Source organism: Glycomyces luteolus (assembly GCF_027622875.1).
Taxonomy (GTDB): Bacteria; Actinomycetota; Actinomycetes; order Mycobacteriales; family Micromonosporaceae; genus Glycomyces; species Glycomyces luteolus.
The window spans coordinates 50,556-69,000 of the sequence record NZ_JAPZVP010000028.1 but is presented as its reverse complement, the minus strand read 5'-3'; the positions used below and the strand labels follow the sequence as shown (position 1 = coordinate 69,000).

At 70.9% G+C, this 18,445-nt stretch carries 16 protein-coding genes and 2 pseudogenes; 5 read left to right on the top strand and 13 right to left on the bottom strand.

Annotated elements, in window-relative coordinates:
* Window positions 1–385: 385 nt before the first annotated feature.
* Window positions 386–769, bottom strand: coding sequence for a hypothetical protein (locus O1R50_RS24560; RefSeq protein ID WP_270112892.1), 384 nt, complete (start codon window positions 767–769; stop codon window positions 386–388).
* On the bottom strand, window positions 766–2,166 hold the full coding sequence (locus O1R50_RS24555) for a hypothetical protein (RefSeq protein ID WP_270112891.1): 1,401 nt from the start codon (window positions 2,164–2,166) through the stop codon (window positions 766–768). Before O1R50_RS24555 ends, O1R50_RS24560 begins: the two co-directional genes overlap by 4 nt.
* Before the next feature lie 362 nt (window positions 2,167–2,528).
* Between O1R50_RS24555 and O1R50_RS24550 the strand changes: the two genes are divergently transcribed.
* The 3 genes from O1R50_RS24550 (at window position 2,529) to O1R50_RS24540 (ending at window position 4,700) form a co-directional block, all read left to right on the top strand.
* Window positions 2,529–3,782 (top strand): hypothetical protein, encoded by a 1,254-nt coding sequence (locus O1R50_RS24550; RefSeq protein ID WP_270112890.1) that lies wholly within the window; start codon window positions 2,529–2,531, stop codon window positions 3,780–3,782.
* Window positions 3,783–4,123: 341 nt separating this feature from the next.
* Window positions 4,124–4,357, top strand: a complete 234-nt coding sequence (locus O1R50_RS24545) for a hypothetical protein (protein ID WP_270112889.1) — start codon at window positions 4,124–4,126, stop codon at window positions 4,355–4,357.
* A 7-nt stretch (window positions 4,358–4,364) separates the two neighbouring features.
* Entirely contained in the window at window positions 4,365–4,700 is a 336-nt protein-coding gene (locus O1R50_RS24540; protein ID WP_270112888.1) for a hypothetical protein, read from the top strand.
* Window positions 4,701–4,711: 11 nt separating this feature from the next.
* On the opposite strand, the gene O1R50_RS24535 is transcribed toward O1R50_RS24540, so the two are convergent.
* From O1R50_RS24535 to O1R50_RS24510, 6 genes are all read right to left on the bottom strand, one after another.
* The gene (locus tag O1R50_RS24535) at window positions 4,712–5,131 is read right to left on the bottom strand and encodes a hypothetical protein (RefSeq protein WP_270112887.1); all 420 of its coding nucleotides are present in this window, start codon (window positions 5,129–5,131) and stop codon (window positions 4,712–4,714) included.
* Window positions 5,132–5,206: 75 nt separating this feature from the next.
* Complete coding sequence (locus O1R50_RS24530; protein ID WP_270112886.1) at window positions 5,207–5,911, bottom strand: ECF transporter S component family protein; 705 nt, start codon at window positions 5,909–5,911, stop codon at window positions 5,207–5,209.
* Window positions 5,912–6,113: 202 nt separating this feature from the next.
* Window positions 6,114–7,811 carry an ABC transporter ATP-binding protein gene (locus tag O1R50_RS24525; RefSeq protein WP_270112885.1) on the bottom strand — a complete coding sequence of 566 codons (1,698 nt, stop codon included), beginning with the start codon at window positions 7,809–7,811 and terminating at the stop codon, window positions 6,114–6,116.
* The gene (locus O1R50_RS24520) at window positions 7,808–8,896 is read right to left on the bottom strand and encodes a CbiQ family ECF transporter T component (RefSeq protein ID WP_270112884.1); all 1,089 of its coding nucleotides are present in this window, start codon (window positions 8,894–8,896) and stop codon (window positions 7,808–7,810) included. The genes O1R50_RS24525 and O1R50_RS24520 overlap by 4 nt, the downstream gene beginning before the upstream one ends.
* 20 nt (window positions 8,897–8,916) lie before the next feature.
* The gene (locus tag O1R50_RS24515) at window positions 8,917–9,534 is read right to left on the bottom strand and encodes a hypothetical protein (protein ID WP_270112883.1); all 618 of its coding nucleotides are present in this window, start codon (window positions 9,532–9,534) and stop codon (window positions 8,917–8,919) included.
* 10 nt (window positions 9,535–9,544) lie between these two features.
* The gene (locus O1R50_RS24510) at window positions 9,545–10,798 is read right to left on the bottom strand and encodes a prenyltransferase/squalene oxidase repeat-containing protein (protein WP_270112882.1); all 1,254 of its coding nucleotides are present in this window, start codon (window positions 10,796–10,798) and stop codon (window positions 9,545–9,547) included.
* 363 nt (window positions 10,799–11,161) lie between these two features.
* On the opposite strand from O1R50_RS24510, the gene O1R50_RS24505 reads away from it, so the two are divergent.
* On the top strand, window positions 11,162–11,830 hold the full coding sequence (locus O1R50_RS24505; protein WP_333490281.1) for a TetR/AcrR family transcriptional regulator: 669 nt from the start codon (window positions 11,162–11,164) through the stop codon (window positions 11,828–11,830).
* On the opposite strand, the pseudogene O1R50_RS24500 reads toward O1R50_RS24505, so the two are convergent.
* From O1R50_RS24500 to O1R50_RS24480, 5 genes and pseudogenes are all read right to left on the bottom strand, one after another.
* Window positions 11,758–12,963 (bottom strand): annotated as a pseudogene (locus tag O1R50_RS24500) (MinD/ParA family ATP-binding protein); the annotation flags it as partial. The gene O1R50_RS24505 and the pseudogene O1R50_RS24500 overlap by 73 nt on opposite strands.
* Window positions 12,964–13,229: 266 nt before the next feature.
* Window positions 13,230–14,429 carry a UvrD-helicase domain-containing protein gene (locus O1R50_RS24495; RefSeq protein WP_270112879.1) on the bottom strand — a complete coding sequence of 400 codons (1,200 nt, stop codon included), beginning with the start codon at window positions 14,427–14,429 and terminating at the stop codon, window positions 13,230–13,232.
* A 409-nt stretch (window positions 14,430–14,838) separates the two neighbouring features.
* Window positions 14,839–15,069 carry a MoaD/ThiS family protein gene (locus O1R50_RS24490; protein ID WP_270112878.1) on the bottom strand — a complete coding sequence of 77 codons (231 nt, stop codon included), beginning with the start codon at window positions 15,067–15,069 and terminating at the stop codon, window positions 14,839–14,841.
* An 11-nt stretch (window positions 15,070–15,080) separates the two neighbouring features.
* Window positions 15,081–16,121: a GTP 3',8-cyclase MoaA gene (gene moaA / locus O1R50_RS24485; protein WP_270112877.1), complete on the bottom strand. Its 1,041-nt coding sequence runs from the start codon at window positions 16,119–16,121 to the stop codon at window positions 15,081–15,083.
* 53 nt (window positions 16,122–16,174) lie between these two features.
* A pseudogene (locus tag O1R50_RS24480) lies at window positions 16,175–17,089 on the bottom strand (fructosamine kinase family protein); the annotation flags it as partial.
* A 42-nt stretch (window positions 17,090–17,131) separates the two neighbouring features.
* Here O1R50_RS24480 and O1R50_RS24475 point away from each other — a divergent pair.
* Window positions 17,132–18,325 carry a sulfotransferase family protein gene (locus O1R50_RS24475; RefSeq protein ID WP_270112876.1) on the top strand — a complete coding sequence of 398 codons (1,194 nt, stop codon included), beginning with the start codon at window positions 17,132–17,134 and terminating at the stop codon, window positions 18,323–18,325.
* The last annotated feature ends 120 nt before the right edge of the window (window positions 18,326–18,445 follow it).

Below are 18,445 nucleotides of genomic sequence, written 5' to 3'. Positions count from 1 at the left end.
GTGTCGCTGAAGCCATGGCCGGTATCGCCCGCCTCCACAACCTCACGATGACCGGCTGACCGGCCGATCGGTCTTCGGTTGTTCTGGCTTTCACACAACCGAGAGCAACTTGCGGGACATCGCTTAGGCTGACCACGTCTGTCTCTCAGTATCTCAGCCACGCCATGCACCTGCGCCCACCACGTCCAGCGGGAACCTCTGCACGGTGTCTTGATCGGTGCGCGACGCATCTGGCAGAGATCGGGAGTGGACCAGTTCACCAGACGCCTCATCCAAGGCATCCCGACGCCCCGGCTCGGCCGCCACCGCCGGGCAGTCGAACGGACTCATGGGGGCGCGGGTGGCATTTTGCCGCCCGCGCCCCCATATGCGGTCGCTCTTCCGGTCAGCGGTTGCAGTTTCTGGTGTTGTCCTCCCAGGCCCTGGTGGCGTGCTCGATGATGGCGGCTTCGTTGGCCAGGGCCCATTCGGTGTGGAGGGGCTCCGAGATCACCAGGCGTGGGTTTGGAGTTTCGAGGTTGATGATGTGGCCGATGAGGGCTGGGTGGATCTCCTTGAAGGTCAGGCGGAAGCGGTTCTGGCCGAGGACGAGTGAGTAGCGGACAGCCCGGCCGTCGATCGCAGCAGTGGCGAGGATCGGGAGTCCGGCGAGGTCGATGGGGAGCGTCTGGTCGGGTGGGTCGGTGTAGCGGACGGGGAGTGGGATCGCGTTGAGCGCCTTGATGTAACGGGCGCAGATACGGCGGGTGGCGTAGCGGTCGGGGATCATGCGGTGCCGCCGAGGATGAGGGTGTGGCCGGTGTCGAAGGCGTGCTCCCATGCGGTCATGTACGAACCGGGTGCGGTTCGGGGTGTGGGTCGAGGTCTGTCTTGGCGTGGTTGGGTGCGCCAGTGGACGGCTCGGTCGTGAGCAGTTCGCCTGTCGTTGGTGGCGTTGCGGACTGCGGTGGCGAGGTCTTCGCGGGTGCGGGTCTCGCGGTCGGCGATGACCTTGCGGGCGGCGCGGGCGCCGGCGATCGCGGCGGCGATCGCCGCGCCGGGCATTGCGGGTGAAGCGGTCACCTTGGGCTCGGTGCGGTCGGCTTGGGTCGGGATCGGTTGCGGTCGGGACTCGGGGCCGGGTTGAGCGGGGATCGGTTGCGGGGCAGGCGCTTCGGGTCGGCTCTCGCGGGTGGTGAGTGGTGCGGGCATGGGGGCGAGGCCGCAGGCGAGGACCCACGCCAGCCAGCGCAGGATCCAGACGGCCCGCTCGCGGAGGTAGGGCTTTTCGGGTGCGAAGTGTGCGGCGCGCAGTTGTGCGGAGTTGGCGATGAAGCGGTCGAAGGCGTCTTCGCGGAGTTTCGAGAACCGGTACTCGTCGGGGCCTTCGTCTTCGGGGTCGTCTCCTGCGGCTGGGGTGTCGCATGTGCCGCTGATCCAACCGCGGTCGCCGGGCGAACGGTAGCGGCCGCTGCCCGCGCGTGGGTCCTCTTCGTCGTCATGCCAGAACCGCGAACGCTGGCCGGGCTGGCCGGGCTGGCCGGGCTGGCCGGGCTGGTCGGGGTCGTCGGGTTCGGAGGGCACCGGGCGGCCCCGCGAGCCCCATGGCGGCGGCCGTTCCGCGCCGCCCCGGCTGTCGGACGTGCGTGGCCGGTCGCCGCTTTCCCTGCTGCTGGTACGCGCCTGGTCACGGCGGCCCTCCCGATTCGGAGCAGCCTGGGCTGCTTGGGGTTCGGGCCAGTCGGCGGTGCCGGGGAACCTGGCGTTCGCCGGTGGGACCCAGCCTTCGGCGGGGAGTGGGTCGGGGGTTTCGTCTCGGCGGTGGCGGCCGGTGCGTTCGTCTTTGTACCAGCCGGGCGTGCCGTACGGGCCGGGGTCGAACGGGTCGTACGGGCGGTTGGTGTTGATGATCCAGGTGTCGCCTGGCTTGTGGCGCAGGTGCATCGGCTCGTAGCGGGGGGAGCGCGGGTCGGAGTCGGGTGCTTCGAGGTCGCAGCATGCCGGGTTGTGCTGGTACCGGTAGGCGCCGGGGCACATCGGGTCGGGTTCGCCGTCGGCGAGGAACAGGCGCCGCCCGGCCCAGTCGTAGTACCCGGCTTGGTCACTCGCGCCGGTGATCTCGCGCAGCGGTGCGCCGGGGCCGAGGGAGTCGTGCTGGTAGAACGCCTGCTGGACCAGGGCCATCATGCCCGCCTGGTTGCGAGCGGCCGCGAGTTGATGAGTTGCGCTACGCCTGTTTTCGCGTAGGGTGGGATAAGCCATGGGAGGCTCGCCTTCCTTGGTTGGGAGGTGGGCCGCTTTGCTTCCGCCAAGAAACTGGAGCGGCCCACCGTCATTCTGAAATTGGATTCGGTTCACGTGCACTGCACGTTTTCCGAGATTGACACACGGCGCAGATCCGGTCAAGCGCGACACGCCGTCATGTACGAAAACGTCTAGACGCGTACGAAGACACGCCAGTCGATACGTGTCGTTCCACGGCAAATTCCCTTGTCTTCCTTATGGTTCGAGTGACCATGTGACTCCTCACTCACCCGACGGGATTTGCCTTGAGCGACACCGACCTCCACGGTTCTGATATCACCCGCTATGAAGAAGTCGAAGCGGAGGAGTCCGGAACACAGTGGACCTCCGTGCCGTTCGTAAGCCGTTACACCGCCACCGCAGACGCGGTCAAACAGGCCGGCAGTGAGAGCGCTCTGAGCACCGGGATGACCATCGCGGGCGAGATCAAGGGCCTCGGTGCCGACGTCATGGGCGTGCTCACCGACCCGATCGGGACCCTCGTCGGCGCAGGGCTGACCATCATTCTCGATCTGGTGCAGCCCTTCGACGAACTGCTCATGATGGTCTCCGGCGACGCCACAGAGATGCAGCGCCAGATCGATGTCCTCGGCCAGGTCGAAGCCTCGCTCGGCGCGCTCGATGGCGAGATCGCGAACGCCGCCGATGCCAACGTGACCACATGGGACGGCGAAGCCGCCGCAGCGGCCGGGAACGCCATCGGAGGACTGGCCGCGACAGCCGCCTCGATGGGTGAGCGTGCCAAGGACGTTGCGGCCCTTCTCGACTGGGCGCGGATGCTCGCCGAGACGATCTACGAGGTCATCAAGGCGGTCCTGACCGAACTCGTCTCGTGGGCGGTCACGCGCGGGGTCGTGGCGCTGGCGACGAGCGTCGCCACTGCCGGTGCCTCGGTCGTCGCGTTCGTCATGGACGCCGTGGTCTCCGCGTCGCGGATGCTGCTCAAGGCCACCAGGAAGTTCCAGTTCGCGTCGCAGATCTTCATGAAGCTGCTCAAGTTCCTGCGCGCCAACCCGGTCGTCGACCGCGCCGCCGGGGAGTACCGGTTGTGGAAGGAACTCCTCACGGTCGCGGGCACCGCCGTGGTCGACTCCGCGAAGGGCGCTGCGGCGGACATCTACGGGCACGTGTCCGACGCATTCGGCGGCGACGCGGCCGCCATGACCGCCATGGTCGGCGACGCCACCCGTTGGCAGGTCGACCCCGGGGAGCTGGAAGCGGCAGCCGGTGCGCTCGACGACCTGGCGCCGAATGCCGAGGCGATCGCCAGCGTCGCAAGCGAAGCGGGCGCGGCCGAGATGACGTGGGGCCTGCCCGGCCTCTTCTTCGCCGAGGCGTATGGCGAAGGCTGCGCGGAGCTGTCGAGCCTCACCACCTTGCTCGGCGACTCGATCGGCCGCCACGCCGACGGCCTGCGTCAATGCGCCGAGACGTACAGCCAGGCCGACGCCGACATCGCCGCCGAGTTCGAAAAGCTCGCAGCCGAACTCACCGGCTGACTCGCCTCGACAGAGGAGCGCTTCCGTCAGACCGCTCGGAGCGCCCATCCCTGTGCGCGTGTTCAAATGCCAAGGGCCGCACGCCGAACACGTTGTGTCAAGTTGCCGACAGACCGCACTGTGGGACTCTCCGCGGAGGCGCCGGGGGGTAAGCTCCTTTCCATATATGAGGAGCACATGCAAATGCATGTGCAAGATAACAAAAGTATAACAACGCTCATGTCGCCGTGGCCAGCCTCGAAACCGAGCGCGCCTCATGCCATCCTCGATGAGCCCGCAACGCATCTTCGAACGACCGAACGATGCCGCGTCTCCTCGCCGCATGAAAGGGCCACGCCGCCATGCCGAAACGAGCGATCACCGTCCGCATCGACGACCACGACTGGCAGGTCATCACCACCGTCGCCGCCGCGGAAGGCCTAGAGCCGACCACCTGGCTCGCCCGCGAAGCGCGCCGCGCCGCGCTCGCCGCCGAGCTTGAACGGGTTGAGGAAGGCGCAACTGAGAACCAGGACTGGCTGGAAGCCACCGAGCGCGAGTCGAGCGAACTGTGGGCCGGGGACGGCGAGGAGTAGAAGATCTGTGTCACCTGAAGGTTCGAAGTCAGAGCAGCGGCTGCTGAAACGCGGCGAGGTCTACATGCACACGCCAACGGGCAAAAGGGTGGTCGTGCTCTCGGACGACCGGTTCAACGCCGCCACCCACACCGGCCGGGTGCTCGTGGCCCCGCTGGGCCGAAGACCCGGCCCGTCCTCGGTGCCCTGCGGCGACCAGGACCCGGTGGGCGGCTTCGTCCACGTCGCCGAACTCGGCCAAGCCACCGTCGGCAGCCTCGCCGACTGCGCATGCATGCTCTCGGGCCGCACCATGGAACACCTCAACCGCGCCCTCGTCACTCTCTTCGACCTCCCGTACTAGGCCTGGTGCGCTTAAAGGTTCTGGGTGTAGCCTTCGCGCTCTTCCTCGGTGCAGGCGGTCCCCTCGTGCCAGACATAGCGGGTGTGGAACAGCGAATCCTCACGCCGTTCGCACTTGCCGATCGTGGACCACGTGTCGAGCACCGTCCAGACCAACATCGTGGTGAGCAGGGCGAGTACCGCCAGCATCGCGAGCATTTTGAGACCGTTCGACCGCCGGCCTGCGGACTGCCCGAGACGGACTCCGCCGATGGCGGCGGTGAGCGCCGTGGCGTAGTGCAGGACGATCGGCAGCATCCGGTCAGCCGACTGGAAGGTGATGACCAGGGCGGCGATCGTCGAGACCAGCGCGAGGGCGCTCAATGCGGCCGCAAGGAGCCGTGCGGTGCCTGGGGACATCGCCTGGGATCGAGAGCCTTGGGGTGCAGTCATCGGCCGATTCTGACACGTCGAGGCCGAAACACCACCCGCTTCGCAGCGGGCGAACCTACCGCCGGGAGGCAGGTCTCAGATCCAGTTGGCTCTCCTTGCTGCCCTGCGCATAACGCGTAGCAGCAGCGGTCCCGTCAGGAGGACGAGCGCCACCGTGGTGATCGCGCGGCCGATGTCCCAACCCAGCGAGGTCGCGAGGGAGTACGCGAGCAGCCGCGAGACGTTCTCCTCGAAGCCGCCGCCCGGCACGTACGAGAGATTCCCGTGAGTGATCGCGAAGGGCCAGAACGAGAGGTTGAGAAGCAGTCCATAGAGGAGCGAAGAGAAGGCGGCGTAGACCGCTAGGGCCGCCAGCTCGGTCACGCGTCCGGGGCGCGTTTCGGGCGTTCGCGGCAAGAGGCCCGCGCCCAATGCGACGAACGCCGCCGCGAACATCTGGTACGGCAGCCACGGGCCGACCCCGCCCGTGAGCAGCGCCGAAGCGAACAGCCCTGTGCAGCCCAGGATGAACCCGAACCCCGGCCCGAACACCCTGCCCGCCAGAATGAGCAGGAAGAACACCGTCTCCACCCCGGCCGCGCCCGCTCCGAACGGCCGGACGGCCGCGACCACCGCCGAGAGCACACCCAGCATCGCGACCGCCCGGGCGTCGAGCCCGCCTTCGGTCAACTGCAGCACCACCACCGCAGTGACGAGCGGCAGCAGCAGCGCGAACATCCAAGGGCCCGAAGTGGTCTCAGTGAGCGCCCCGCCCGGTGCCGCCAATAGCGGCCACGACATCGCGACCAGGCCGAACGCGGCCGCGAGCGTGAGCGACAGCGCCGCCTTCCACCGGACAGGTGGGCGCGGTGTCGCGGGCTGGCGTTGCGCTGAATGCGGCGCCGCGGAAGGCGAGGTAGCAGGACGCGGTGCTTCGGACTTCGGTGCTTCCGATGCCGTTGCGTTCACGCCGGTCGAAGTAGGAGCCTCCGATGGCCCCGGTTCAGGTTCCCGCGCCATCGCCCGTCCCGTTTCCGGCTGTGCCGACTCCGTCCACACCGTTGCCGCCCAGGGCCTCCGCCACCTCCGCCACGGTCAACCAGCCCGGCAGGACCTTCTCGACCTGCGGGGAGAACATCGGGGACGCCGCCACGATCTGCCGGGCCGGGCCGTCCGCGACCACCTCGCCGTCGGACAAGATCACGACCCGGCTCGCGAACTCGGCGCAGAACTCCACATCATGCGTGGAGACGACCACGCAGTGCCCGGCCTCCGCGAGCTTGCCGAGCCGCGACGCGAGCGCGGCCTTGCCCGGGTAGTCCAGGCCCCTCGTCGGCTCGTCGAGGAGCAGCAATGGCGGTGCGGCCGTGAGCGTTACGGCCAATGCCAGCGCGAGCCGCTGGCCCTCGGAAAGATCGCGAGGGTGGGTGCCGCCGTCGATGCCCTCGACAAGGTCTTCGAGGATCTTCGCGCAGGTGCCGACCGGAACACGGCCGTCGCGGTCCGCACCGTCGCATTCGGCCGCGACCTTCTCGGCGTAGAGGAGGTCGGCGGGTTCGGCCGGGACGAGACCCGCGAGGGTCCGGCGCTCGGCCGGTTTGCGTGCCGCAGGGTCGTCGCCGCCGATCGCGACCATGCCGCCCGAGCGCTTACCGGTGCCCTGCAACGCCCACAAGAGACTCGACTTGCCGGAACCGTTGCGGCCCATCAGGGCGATGCGTTCGCAGCGTGCGGCAACGAGGTCGACGCCGTTGACGGCCCGCACGCCGCCCGGATAGTCGACCGTGAGGGCGCGGGCATCGAGCAGCGGCGGCCCGGACTCGGACGCCGGGCTCTTGCGGCGGGCGGGCTTGAAGGTCGCCGCCGGGGGCGCCGGGTGCCGCCCTGCCAGGGCCTCGCGCAGCGGGGCGGCGTGGCGTCTGGCCTCGCGGATCGTGACCGGCGGGCCGGGCCATCCGGCCAGGCGGCCCAGCTCCACCACCGGCGGGGCGATCGGTGAAGCGGCCAGGATCTGGCCGACCGAACCTGCGGTCACCTTGCCGCCGACCAGGAGCAGTGCCGAATCGGCGTATTGCGCGACGCGTTCGAGCCGGTGCTCGGCGAGCAGCACCGTGACGCCGAGGTCGTGCACGAGGCGGTGGAGCGTCGAGAGGACCTCGTCGGCGGCGGTCGGGTCGAGCGCGGAGGTCGGTTCGTCCAGGATGAGCGCGGCCGGCCCCGCGACGAGGGCCGCGCCGATCGCCACCCGTTGCCGCTGTCCGGAGGAGAGGGCGGCGAGGTCGCGGTCGCGCACGTCGGCGAGGCCGAGGAGGTCCACGATCTCGGTGACGCGTTTGCGCATCGCGGCGGGGGCGACGCCGAGTTGCTCGGCGGTGTAGGCGAGTTCGCGCTCCACCTCATCGGTCACGAAGCCCGCCAGGGGATCCTGGCCCACGTAGCCGACGAGGTCGGCGAGGTCGGCGGGGGTCGAGCCGTGGACCTCGCGTCCGGCCACGGTGATCCGCCCGGCCATGGTGCCGCCGGTGAAGTGCGGGACGAGGCCGTTGACCGTTTTGAGGAGCGTGGACTTGCCCGCTCCGGTGGGTCCCACGAGCAGGCAGAACTCGCCTTCGGGCAGGTCGAAGGAGACGTCGTCCAAGACGGGCGCTCCCGCGTAGGCGAAGGTGACGTGGTCGAAGGCGATCCCGCCGGGGTTCATCATGGTGCTCCTCCTCTTGAGGACGGCGCGAGCAGGGCGGGCGCGGTGGCGAGGAGGATCCCGGCCGCGGCCCACATCGGCAGTTCGGGTACCGAGAGCGGGTTCGTCGCGGGCCACAGCGCCGCCGGTTCGTAGATGCCGCTGAGGACGGTTCCGGCGACGGCCGCGGCGCCGGAGGCGACGATCGCCCAGTCGCGCGCGCCGAACCGGTCGGGGCGGTAGCGGGTGTGCGGGACGCGCTTGGAAGCGAACGCGATCCCGAAGGCGGCCACGGCCGCGCTGCAGGCCACGACGGCCCAGGCGATCGGCGCGGGCGTTCCCGCGCCGAGGAGCACGTACGCCCCCGCGCACAACCCCATGAGTCCAATGAGGAGGCATGCGCTGGTGGCGCGGCGGGCCGGGGCGGGGATGCCCGCGGCGCGGCCGTATCCGCGCGAGGCCATCGCGGCGGCGAGAGCGAGCGACTGGTCGAGCGCGTCGTGCAGCACCGGCGAGACCACCGTGCGCATGAGGTTCGCGGGGCTGCGACTCGTGTTGCCGCGCAAGGCCCTCGCGCGGCGCACGCGTCCGACGCCGGCGACGAGCTGCGGCGCGACGGACAGCGCGACGACGACCGCGACGCTCACCTCGTACAGCGCCGCCGGGACCGAGCGCAGCAGCCGCCGCGGGCTCGCGAGCGCGTTCGCCGCGCCGACGCAGACGAGGAGGGTGGCGAGCCGCAGGCCGTCGTATGCGGCCGCGAGCGCGCCTTCGGCGGTCACCTCCCCGCCGAGCCTGAAGCCCGCCGCCCAGGCGGGGAGGGTCGCCGAAGGGAGGGAGAAGAGGACGGTGGGGCCGTCGGACCCGCCGAAGACGATGTAGAACGCCATGCGAACCGCGATCGCGCTGAGCCCGATGAACAGGAACACCCGGTACGCGCCCGACCACGGTTCCGAGCCGCGGCAGCAGGTGACGACCAGGCCCGCGACGGCGACGATGAGCAGCAGCAGCCACGGGTTCGCGGTGCGTCCGGCGGCGGTGGCGAGCAGCAGCGCCCAGCCCCACCAGGCCGCCGGGTGGGCGGTGCGTCGGGCGGTTCTCAGCGTCACGGCGGCTGCGCGGTTCCCGCTCACGCGTGCCGGTCGCGGCGCATGCGCCAGATGGCGAGCGCGGCGATGGCGAGGAGTGCGGCCACGGCGATGATCCAGGTGAACGAAGTCTCTTCGCCCTCGTCGGGTCCGCGCCCCTCGGTCGCTTCAGCGGCTTCGACCGGGGTGAGGGCGGGCGGTGTCGAGCCGTCGCCGAAGACCCAGCCCTCGACGTCGCCCGCGTCGGGGCGGGCGTCCGCGCCGCCGACGGGCGCGTACGACCACTCGTCGCTGTCGGCGTCGCCGCGCCAGTACGACCAGTACTCCTTCGCGGGCGGCGCGCCGCCGCAGCTGCTCTCGGGGAGCTCGTCGATCCGGCAGACCATGCCGCGGATCGTGGCCACCTCGGTGACGGAGAACCCGGCCCGCGCGAGCGCGTCCAGGCCGTTCGCCGGGTCGACGGCGCAGCCGGTCTCGGGATCGGGGGCGAGCGTCCCGAAGTCGACTACGACCGTGACCTCCAGGCAGTGCTCGTGCGCGGCGGCGGGTGAAGCCGGGAAGGCGACGGTGCCGAGCGCAACGAGCAGTGTGGCGAAAGCGCGCAGGCAGCGCCCGCCGGTACGGCGGGAGCTGCCTGCGTTTCGTTCGCTTCGTGACACGGTCCGACGCTTACTTGTCGGTGCCGTCGTCCGCAGTCGCTTCGCCGGACCCGTCCTTCGGCCGGTCAGCCGCAGGGGTCGCGTCCTCGGCGGGAGCGGCGCCGCCGCGGCGCGACTTGAGGGCCAGACCGATGAGCAGCGCGGCCAGCACCACCACGGCGGCACCGATCACCCAGGGCAGCCACGAGGCCGAACCCTCGTCCTCTTCATCGGCGGCACCGGTGGCGTCGTCACCGGCATCGGCGCTCTCGCAGCCGTTGCCCGGCACCGCGGCCTCGATGTCCGTGGCGTCCAGGTTCGCGAGGTCCTGGCCCGCGAGCGGCACCATCGCCTGCGCGGTCGCCAGCAGTCGCGAGGCCTCCCCGAACTCGGGGTCCTCCGGGTCGGTGTACATGACCGCGCCCGGCTGCTCGGCGGTGCAGTCGAACTGCAGCCCGACGAGGAACGCGACGGCGCTCTCGGCGGCGGCGGCGTTCCCGGCCGCGAAGAACGCCTGCGCGGCCATCGCGGTCGAGTTCGCGTTCTCGCCGAAGCCGTTGTCGAAACCGCCGTCCTCGGCCTGCGCGCCCTCGAGCCACGCCACTGCGGACGCCAGCGGACCCGAACCGGGCTCGCCGAGCGTCACCAGGGCCGAGGCGACCAGGCCGGTCGTGTCGGGGTCGGAGATGCAGTCGTCCCCGCCGTCGACGTCGCCGAAGTTGAACCCGCCGTCCGGGCACTGGACCGCGGCCAGGCCCGCGGCGGCCTCCGCACCGGCAGGGGTGTCGGTGCGCGAGAGCCCGAGCACGGCCCACGCGCTGGACGGCGCGGTGCCGTCCCCGTACGTGCCGTTCGCAGTCTGCGAAGCCGTGACCTCGGAGGCGAGGCGGATCCCGCCGAAGTTCGCCGGGTCGCCGCCTGCGGTGGCGACGGTGTACATGACCTTCCCGGCCGCGCCGGCGTTGAGCTCAGGCTCGGTCACGCCCTCGACGGTCGGGTACACGTACGGGGTGAGGGTCTCGGTGCTGTTGAGCCACTCGAGGGTGGCCTGGACCTGGTCGCCGCCGACGCGGGCGGCCTCCAGGGCGATGACGGCGTCGAGCGAGGACGAGACGTCCCCCCCGTTCCAAGAGGTGCCGTCGGACTGGCCGACGAGCCAGGACGCGGCGGCCTGGGCGGGCTGCGCGAAGGGCGCTTCCTGGGCCTCAGCCGGTGCGGCGGAGGCGAAGACGGTGATGGGCACGACCGCGGCGGCGGCCAGCAGTCGACCGGGCAGGTGGCGCAATTGCCTGACCTTTCCTAGAGCGAGTGGGTCTTCGGGCAGGCGGCGGCGCCGCAAGCGCCTGTAGACCACGACAGGCGTTGACAGAACTATTGGCGCAGACGGGCATTCGGGCTCACGCGGGTGGGCCGAGCGGACAGAAGGGTGCTCGGCTGTCGTTCTGGGACGACCGCGACTACCGTTGCGGGTCAGCGCCGGCTTTTCACCGGACTTCCCCCAGCTGGCGCCTGTTGAGTTTGGGCCATTCTCGCGGGTGGCTTCGCCGGGTGTCAAGCTGACCGGTCGCGCAGTGCAGCCGTTCACTCGCGCCACGCGAGTGAACTCTCGCCTTGCGGTTATTGACCCGTAGCACCGGGTGTCGATACGGTGCACAACGTGAGCAGAAATAAGAACGCCGATTTGGACAGAGTTCTTCGCGCTGCGACACGAGTCTTTCTGGAGCGCGGATTCTCCGCCACCTCCATGTCGGACCTCGTCGCGGCGACCGGCATGAACCGCGCCGGGCTCTACGCCGCATTCGGCTCCAAGCACCAGCTCTACATCACGGCACTGGGCCGCTACCGAGAGGACACCGAGCCCGAACTCCGCTCGGTCGCCCACCGCGCCCTCGAGCGCAAGGACGGCGAGCCGGTGGACGCGCCACAGGCCGTGGCCGACCTCCTCGACGTCGTCGCCCGCCACTCCAAAGAGGGCGGTTTCGTGGTGCGCGCCGCGGTGGAGCTCGCCGACGACCCCGCGACCATGCGCCGCGTCCAGGAGGCCTGGACCGAGCTCGAACGCGATCTCGCCGCGATCCTGGCACGGGCGGTCGAGCGCGGCGAGATGGACCCCGGCACCGAGCCCGAGCGGCTGGCCCGCACCGTCCTCGTGTTCATCCAAGGCGCGCTCGTCGTCGGCCACGCCGACGAAGACGACCACCGCCTCGCCGACGCCTCGGCCGGACTCGCCGCACTCCTCGCCGCCTACAGGCCCTCGGCGACCGCCGACGAGATCCGCAGCCAGGCCGCGGACGACGCCTTGCTCAACGAGTCGTAGCGGATCGGCTCGCCCGAGTCGAGCAGCTTCTCATACGGCGCCAGCAGGACCGCCCTCGTCCGGGCCGCGAAGTGCCGCTGCACCGCGGGCAGGTCCACATCCTTGCGGTGGGCGGGCATCGACACCACCGACACCGCCCCGCGCACCAGGTCCCGGCGGCCCGTCTGCTCCAGATGGTCGAGCATCCGCGCCGCGGTCTCGGCCGAGTCGTTGCGGGCCGACATCGTCACCACCAGCTGGTCGGTCGCGTCGATCGCCGCCTGCCAGTTCGCCGCCCGCACATTGTTGCCGGTGTCGACGACGATGAGCTTGTAGAAGCGCGACACCGCTTCGCGCAGGTCCCCGAACGCCTGCGAGGTGAGCATCTCCCCGGCCGTCGCCGACTCGTCCGAAGCGAGCACGTCGAACATCGCGCCGCCCTGGGCGCGCACGTATTGCGAGAGGTCGCCGATGCGCCCGGTCGGACCCCGGAAATGGTCGAGGTCGCGCAGCAGATCGCGCACCGTGCGCACATGGAAGTCCTGCTGGGCGCGCATGCCCAGCGTCCCCTGCGTCTCGTTGTTGTCCCAGGCGAGCACGTAGCCGCCGCGGTGGCCGCCGAACGTCATGGCGAGCATGAGGACCGCGACGGTCTTGCCCGCCCCGCCCTTCGGGTTGACCACGGTGATCTGGCGCAGGCCCCCGAAGTTGCGGCGCACGGTGTCGACCGCTCGCTGGCGCGAGCGTTCGCGCGGGCCGGGCGGCAGGGCGACCATGCCGAGGCTGAAGCGGTGGAGCGCGCCGCGCAGACCGGTCTCGGCCACGGGCGGGCGAGGCGGCACGACCCGGCGGGACGCGAAGTCGTCCGCGGTCACGCCGAGTCGCTCGAGCGCCCCCGCGTGGTCGGGGAACACAGGGGCCGGGACGCGGGCGGGCAGCGCGGAAGGCGCCCCGACCTGGTGGGCCGACGGCGCCGTCCCCGAGGCGGCGGGCCAGCCGTTCCCGCCGGGCCGGGGCTCGTGCGGGGCCTCGTACTGGGCGGGCGGCGACTCGTAGGAGGAAGCCGGTCCGGACATCGGGGTCGCGGGCGGCGGCGGGGCGCTCGGCACATGGTCGCCGTGCCGCGGGTTGCGGATCGACTCGGGACCGGCGGCGTGCGGCTGGTTCATGACGTCCTCAGGGGCGCTGTGCTGCTCTTGCACTTCCGAAGACGCGTGATACTGCTCGTTGACCTCCGGGGGCGCGAACGGCGACCACCCTGGAGCATCCGGCCGGTGCAGAGGCACAGTGTCCTCTTCGGTGTGCTCCATCGGGGCCTCCCAGCGCGCGGATGCGCTCAGCGTCAGAGTGCGGTTACCCGACTATTGTGGCCCATACGCGTGTCATCGCGTGGGAACTCGGCTCGGCTGCCCTGCGGCGCTTACAGCAGTCGCGGCTGCTCAGGGCCGGAACGGTCTTGAGGGACCATCCCGAATGGACTGAACAGCCCCTGGTCCACATCGGCCAACAGCGGCGAGCCTTCGCCGGTGTGGCTCACGTAGGCGAGGTCCCGCGTGCGCCCGAGCGCGACGTACAGCTCGCGGCGGGCCGCTGCCGTGTTCGGCCAGTCCTCCGCGGACATGCCGGTGAGGCACACCACCCGGAACTCGCCTTCGGCGGCTTCGGCGACGGTCATGCCGTCAGGGCCGATCACCGCGAGCTCCTCCGGCGCGACCCCGAGCTCGGCGAGCCGATCGGTGAGGTCCTCGACGAAGCGCTTCTCGTCGTCGGCGTCCAACGCGAAGTACCGGCCGATCCCCGAGCCCTCGAGCGCCGGGCGCTCGGGCTGCACGAGCCGGCCCGGGACGCGGCTGATCGGCTCGATCACCTGCGACGCGGCGACGAGGACCGCGGCCGGGCTGCGGTGGTTGCGCGACAGGCGCATCACGTGCGCCTGCGGGAACCGCTCGCCGAAGGCCGCGAACGCGGCGGGCTCGCCCGTGCACAGGGCCGAGTCCGGGTCGCCGGTGGCGGTGATGTCCGCCTCGGGCCCGCGGTGCTCGGTGACCTGGCGGAACAGCCGCATCGGCATCCGCGGCAGGTCGTCGATGAAGACGTGGCCCAGTTCGGGCGGGCTCGCGGCGGCGAAGTCGTCGAACTCGGCGACGGTGATCGAGGCGGCCTCGCGGCCGATCAGTGAACCCAGTTCACGACGGATTCTTGCCGAACCGGGAGCCGACGCGGCGAGGACCAGGCACTGGCGGGCAGGCACGCCCAGCTCCTGCACGAGGTAGGCGACGCGCCGGATGAGCAGGTGGGTCTTGCCGGTGCCGGGGGAGGCGTTGATCAGCAGCGGGCCGCGTCCGGCGGAGGCGGCGACGCGCTGCATCGCGTCCAGGGAGTCGAGCAGACCCGCGCCGACCTCGTCCATGCCCGTGAGCAGGGGCGCGGACTCCAGCCACGGGTCCGGGGTCTGGGTCGTCAACGCCGGTTCGGGCATGGGCACGGCTTCGCGGGCGTACCTGGAATGGTGGGACCGGTGCGAGCGGCGGCGCCGCTCCGCGGTGGTCCGCATGCCGGCGGAAAGCTCGAACAGCGGGGACGCCACCTGCGGTTGCTTGCGTTCATCAGGACGGCGCACCTATGCATCCTCGCAGACAGACGGCGCGTGACCCGAAGCGGCTCCCGCCCGGGCGGGTCGCGCCCCAGTCGGCGAAACGCTTTCGCGTCCCAGTCCTCTCCGCCCTGCCGTCGCCGCCTTGCGTCCCGGCCTCTGTCGCCCCGCCTCCACTGCGCCTGCCGAGCCGCGCCGGCGCGCCGCGGATCGCGACACTCCCTCGCATCCGTGTCGCAGTCGACGCGCTCGACGCGCCGACCACGCCCGGTGTCGTATCCCGGGCGTACGGTCATGGATAGGGGGCTCGACGCGGGACAAATCGGGAATATCCGCTTTCACGTTTCCCGTCGTGCCGCCACCGAGGCTCCCCTCTCGGCCCCGAGGAACCGCGCTTCGAGCCCGCCGCGCTGCGTCGCGCCGGAGCCTCACGGCCTCACCCTCCCGCGAACGGCGGCAGCACCTCCACCGTCGCTCCCGCCGGGAGCGCGGTCATCGGGTCCTTCGCCGCCAGGCCGTCCACCAGCAGCGTGGACGCCGCCAGCACCTTGTCCAGCACCGGGCCGTGCCGCTGTCCGAGCACCGCTTTCAACTCCGCGACGTCGGCGGCGCTCACCTGCTCTTCGCCGATCCCCGCGGCCGCCTTCGCGCCCGCGAAGTACCGCACCGTCACCACCTTCACCCTCCGATCGCCGACATCGGGCGCGCGGGCTGCAGGAACGACGGGTCGTCGATGCCGTGCCCGGGGAGCTTGCCCCACATCGCCTCGCGCCAGCGGGCACCGATGGCCTCGTCCGAGGCGCCCGTGCGCATGAGCTCGCGCAGGTCGGTCTCGCCGCGCGCGAACAGGCAGTTGCGCACCTGCCCGTCGGCGGTGAGGCGGGTGCGGTCGCAGTCGCCGCAGAACGGGCGGGTGACCGAGCCGATGACGCCGACTTTCGCGGGGCCGCCGTCCACCAGCCAGGTCTCGGCGGGGGCCGAGCCGCGGTGCGCCGGGTCGGGGACCAGGTCGAACTCGGCCCTGAGGGCCTCGAGGATCTCGGCGGCCGTCACCATCTCGTCGCGGCGCCAGACGCCCGCGGCGTCGAGCGGCATCTGCTCGATGAACCGCAGCTGGTAGCCGTGCTCGATCGCGAAGCGCAGCAGCGCCGGGGCTTCGGTGTCGTTGATGCCGCGCATGAGCACGGTGTTGAGTTTCACGGGCGCGAGCCCGGCGGCGGCCGCGCCCTCGATGCCGCGCAGGGTGGCCGCGAGGCGGTCGCGCTTGGCGAGCTCCTTGAAAGTGCCCGGGTCGAGGGTGTCGAGGGAGACGTTGACGCGGTCGAGCCCGGCCTCTACCAGCGGCCCGGCGAGGCGTTCGAGGCCGATCGCGTTGGTGGTCAAGGAGATCTCGGGGCGCGGCTCCAGGGCCGCGGCGGCGGCGACGATGCCGACCAGGCCGGGGCGCAGGAGCGGTTCGCCGCCGGTGAAGCGGACCTCGGTGACACCCAGGTCGCGGACGGCGATGCCGACGAGGCGCGAGACCTCTTCGTCGGTGAGCAGCTCCGGTTTGGGCAGCCAGGGGAGCCCGGCCTCGGGCATGCAGTACGTGCAGCGCAGGTTGCACCGGTCGGTGAGGGAGACGCGGAGGTCGGTGGCGGTGCGGCCGTGCCGGTCGCGCAGGCCGAGAGCCGCGGACGGCGCGTTCGCGGCGCCCTGGGTCGGAGTCGGTGCAGCCATGCGTCGAGCCTAGTTCGTAAATATGACAGTTTCGTAAAGTGAGACACGTTTCCCATCAATTGGTCGCGGTAGGCGCGCCCGAAGAGGGTCGTGTGGACCAGGAGCGGGAACAGGTGGTGGAGCGGCGTCCGCTCTTCCCAGCCCGCTTCCAGCGTGTGGAGCTCGGTGTACCCGGCGAGGATCGCGTCGAACATCGGCACGCCGCCCCACAGCCGCAGGTTCGCCAGGTCGGTCTCGCGGTGGCTGCCGTGCGCGGCCGGGTCGATGAGCCAGGCCCGCTCGGCGCCCCAGTGCACGTTGCCCCACCACAGGTCGCCGTGGGTGCGCGCGGGTGGCTCCGGCGGCCCGGCGAGCTCGGGGAGCCGAGCGGCGAGGGTCTCGATGGCGGTCACGTCGGCCGTGTCGAGGGCGCCGTTGTCCCGGGAGGGCTTGAGGTAGGGCTCGATCCGCCTGGCGGCGTACCACTCCGCCCAGGAGTCTCCGGCCGGATCGTTGTCCATGAAGGTCTCGCCGATGTAGCCGCGCCAGGGCGCGCCGAACCGCTCCGCGCCCGCGTCGTGCATGGCGGCGAGCTCGCGGCCCAGGTCCTCGGCGTGCTCGCGGGTCGGTGCGGCCGGTTCGATCCACGGCTCGACGAGCAGCCGGTCGTCGGCGTACAGGAGCGGGACGGCGGCGGGCGTGGCCTCGCGCAGCCACCGCAGTCCGTTCGCCTCTGCCGCAAGGTAACCGGTCGGGGCGTCCTCGGCGATCTTCGCGAAGAGGTGGGAGCCGTCGTCGAACGTGAGGCGCTGCGCGGTCGCGCGGCACGGCTGCGGCGTGGCCAGCGGCATCGCGAAGTCACTGGCCTTCACGGGGGTGGTGCGCACGCGCTGGTGCTCGATGAGCTCGGGCAGCAGGCGCAGGCGTTCGAGGTCGGGGGCTTCTTCCACGAACCCAATGTAGCGGAAGGCGAACGAATGACCGGGCATGAAAAACTCTTCGTGTTGGAACCCCTTTGCACTGGAGGACCCATGCGTCGCACCGCCCGCTGGCTCACCGCCGTCAACACGATCAGCGCGCCACGGGTCTCCGCCCAGCGCTCCCGAGTGGACAGCGTGTTCGACCGGATGGTCCACCGCGCCGAGCGCCGGGCCGAGGCCGACTCGGCCGTGGCCCAGGAGTTCGTCGACTCGTACCGCTTCCTGCTCCGGGAGGTCGCCAAGCAGGACTCCCTCTCGATGGTCGGCTGGCAGGGCTTCGTCGACGACATGACCCGCCGCATGACCAACCACCTGCGCGTCGAGCGGCTCATCAGCGAGCACCCCGAGATCGCGGACGAGCCGATCGCGCGCCCCATCGTCGTTGTCGGCCTTCCTCGCACGGCCACCACCGTCACCCACAAGATCCTCATCCAGCCCGAGGGCAACCGGGCCCCGCTCATGTGGGAGCTCATGAACACCCACCGCGGCGACATCGACCCGAAGTTGCGCGACAAGCTCATCAAGGACGCCCAGCAGATGGCCTCCCTCGCGAGCAAGGCCTCCCCGGTGTGGGACCTCATCCACCCGATGAACGCGCTGCAGCCCGAGGAGTGCGTGTTCGCGCTGCCGCACGGGTACCAGTTCATCACCCGCGCCGCGATGCCCGCCTACCGCCGCTGGGCCGACGAGCGCGACTACACCGAGGACTACGGGCACCTCAAGCGCGTCCTGCAGGTGCTGCAGTGGAACCAGCCTCGCCGGCGCTGGGTCCTCAAATCCCCGTTCCACCTGTTCAACCTGGACGTGCTGCTCAAGGTGTTCGACGACGCCACGATCGTGTGGATGCACCGCGACCCCTCCACGGTCATGGGCTCCTGGTGCTCCCTTGTGGAGACCGGGCGGGCGCTGCACCACCGCTCCTACGACCCCTCCAAGATCGGCCCCGAGTGGCTCGACATCTTCGGCAAGGGCGTCGCAGAGGCCCGCGCGGTGCGCTCCGCGGCCTCGCGCGAGCGCTTCGTGGACGTGCCGTACCACTCGTTCACGGCCGACCCGCACGGTCTCATGCCCAAGCTGTTCGCGCAGCTCGGCATGGCCTGGACCGACACCGAGGAGGCCAACCTCGAGCGGGTCCTGGCCCGTCCCGGGATGCGCCGCGCCCACGAATACCACTTGTCGCGCTACGGCATCGAGCTCGACGACGTCGAGAAGGCCTTCGGCGACTACGGCCGCCTGGGCTTCTAGAATCTGAGACGCACGACACAGGGCCGGTCCATCTTGGACCGGCCCTCTTTTGTCAGTGGCGGCGGATACCTTCGAAATCGGTCGGGCGGAGCGTCATGCGGGTGCCGCTCCACCCGACCG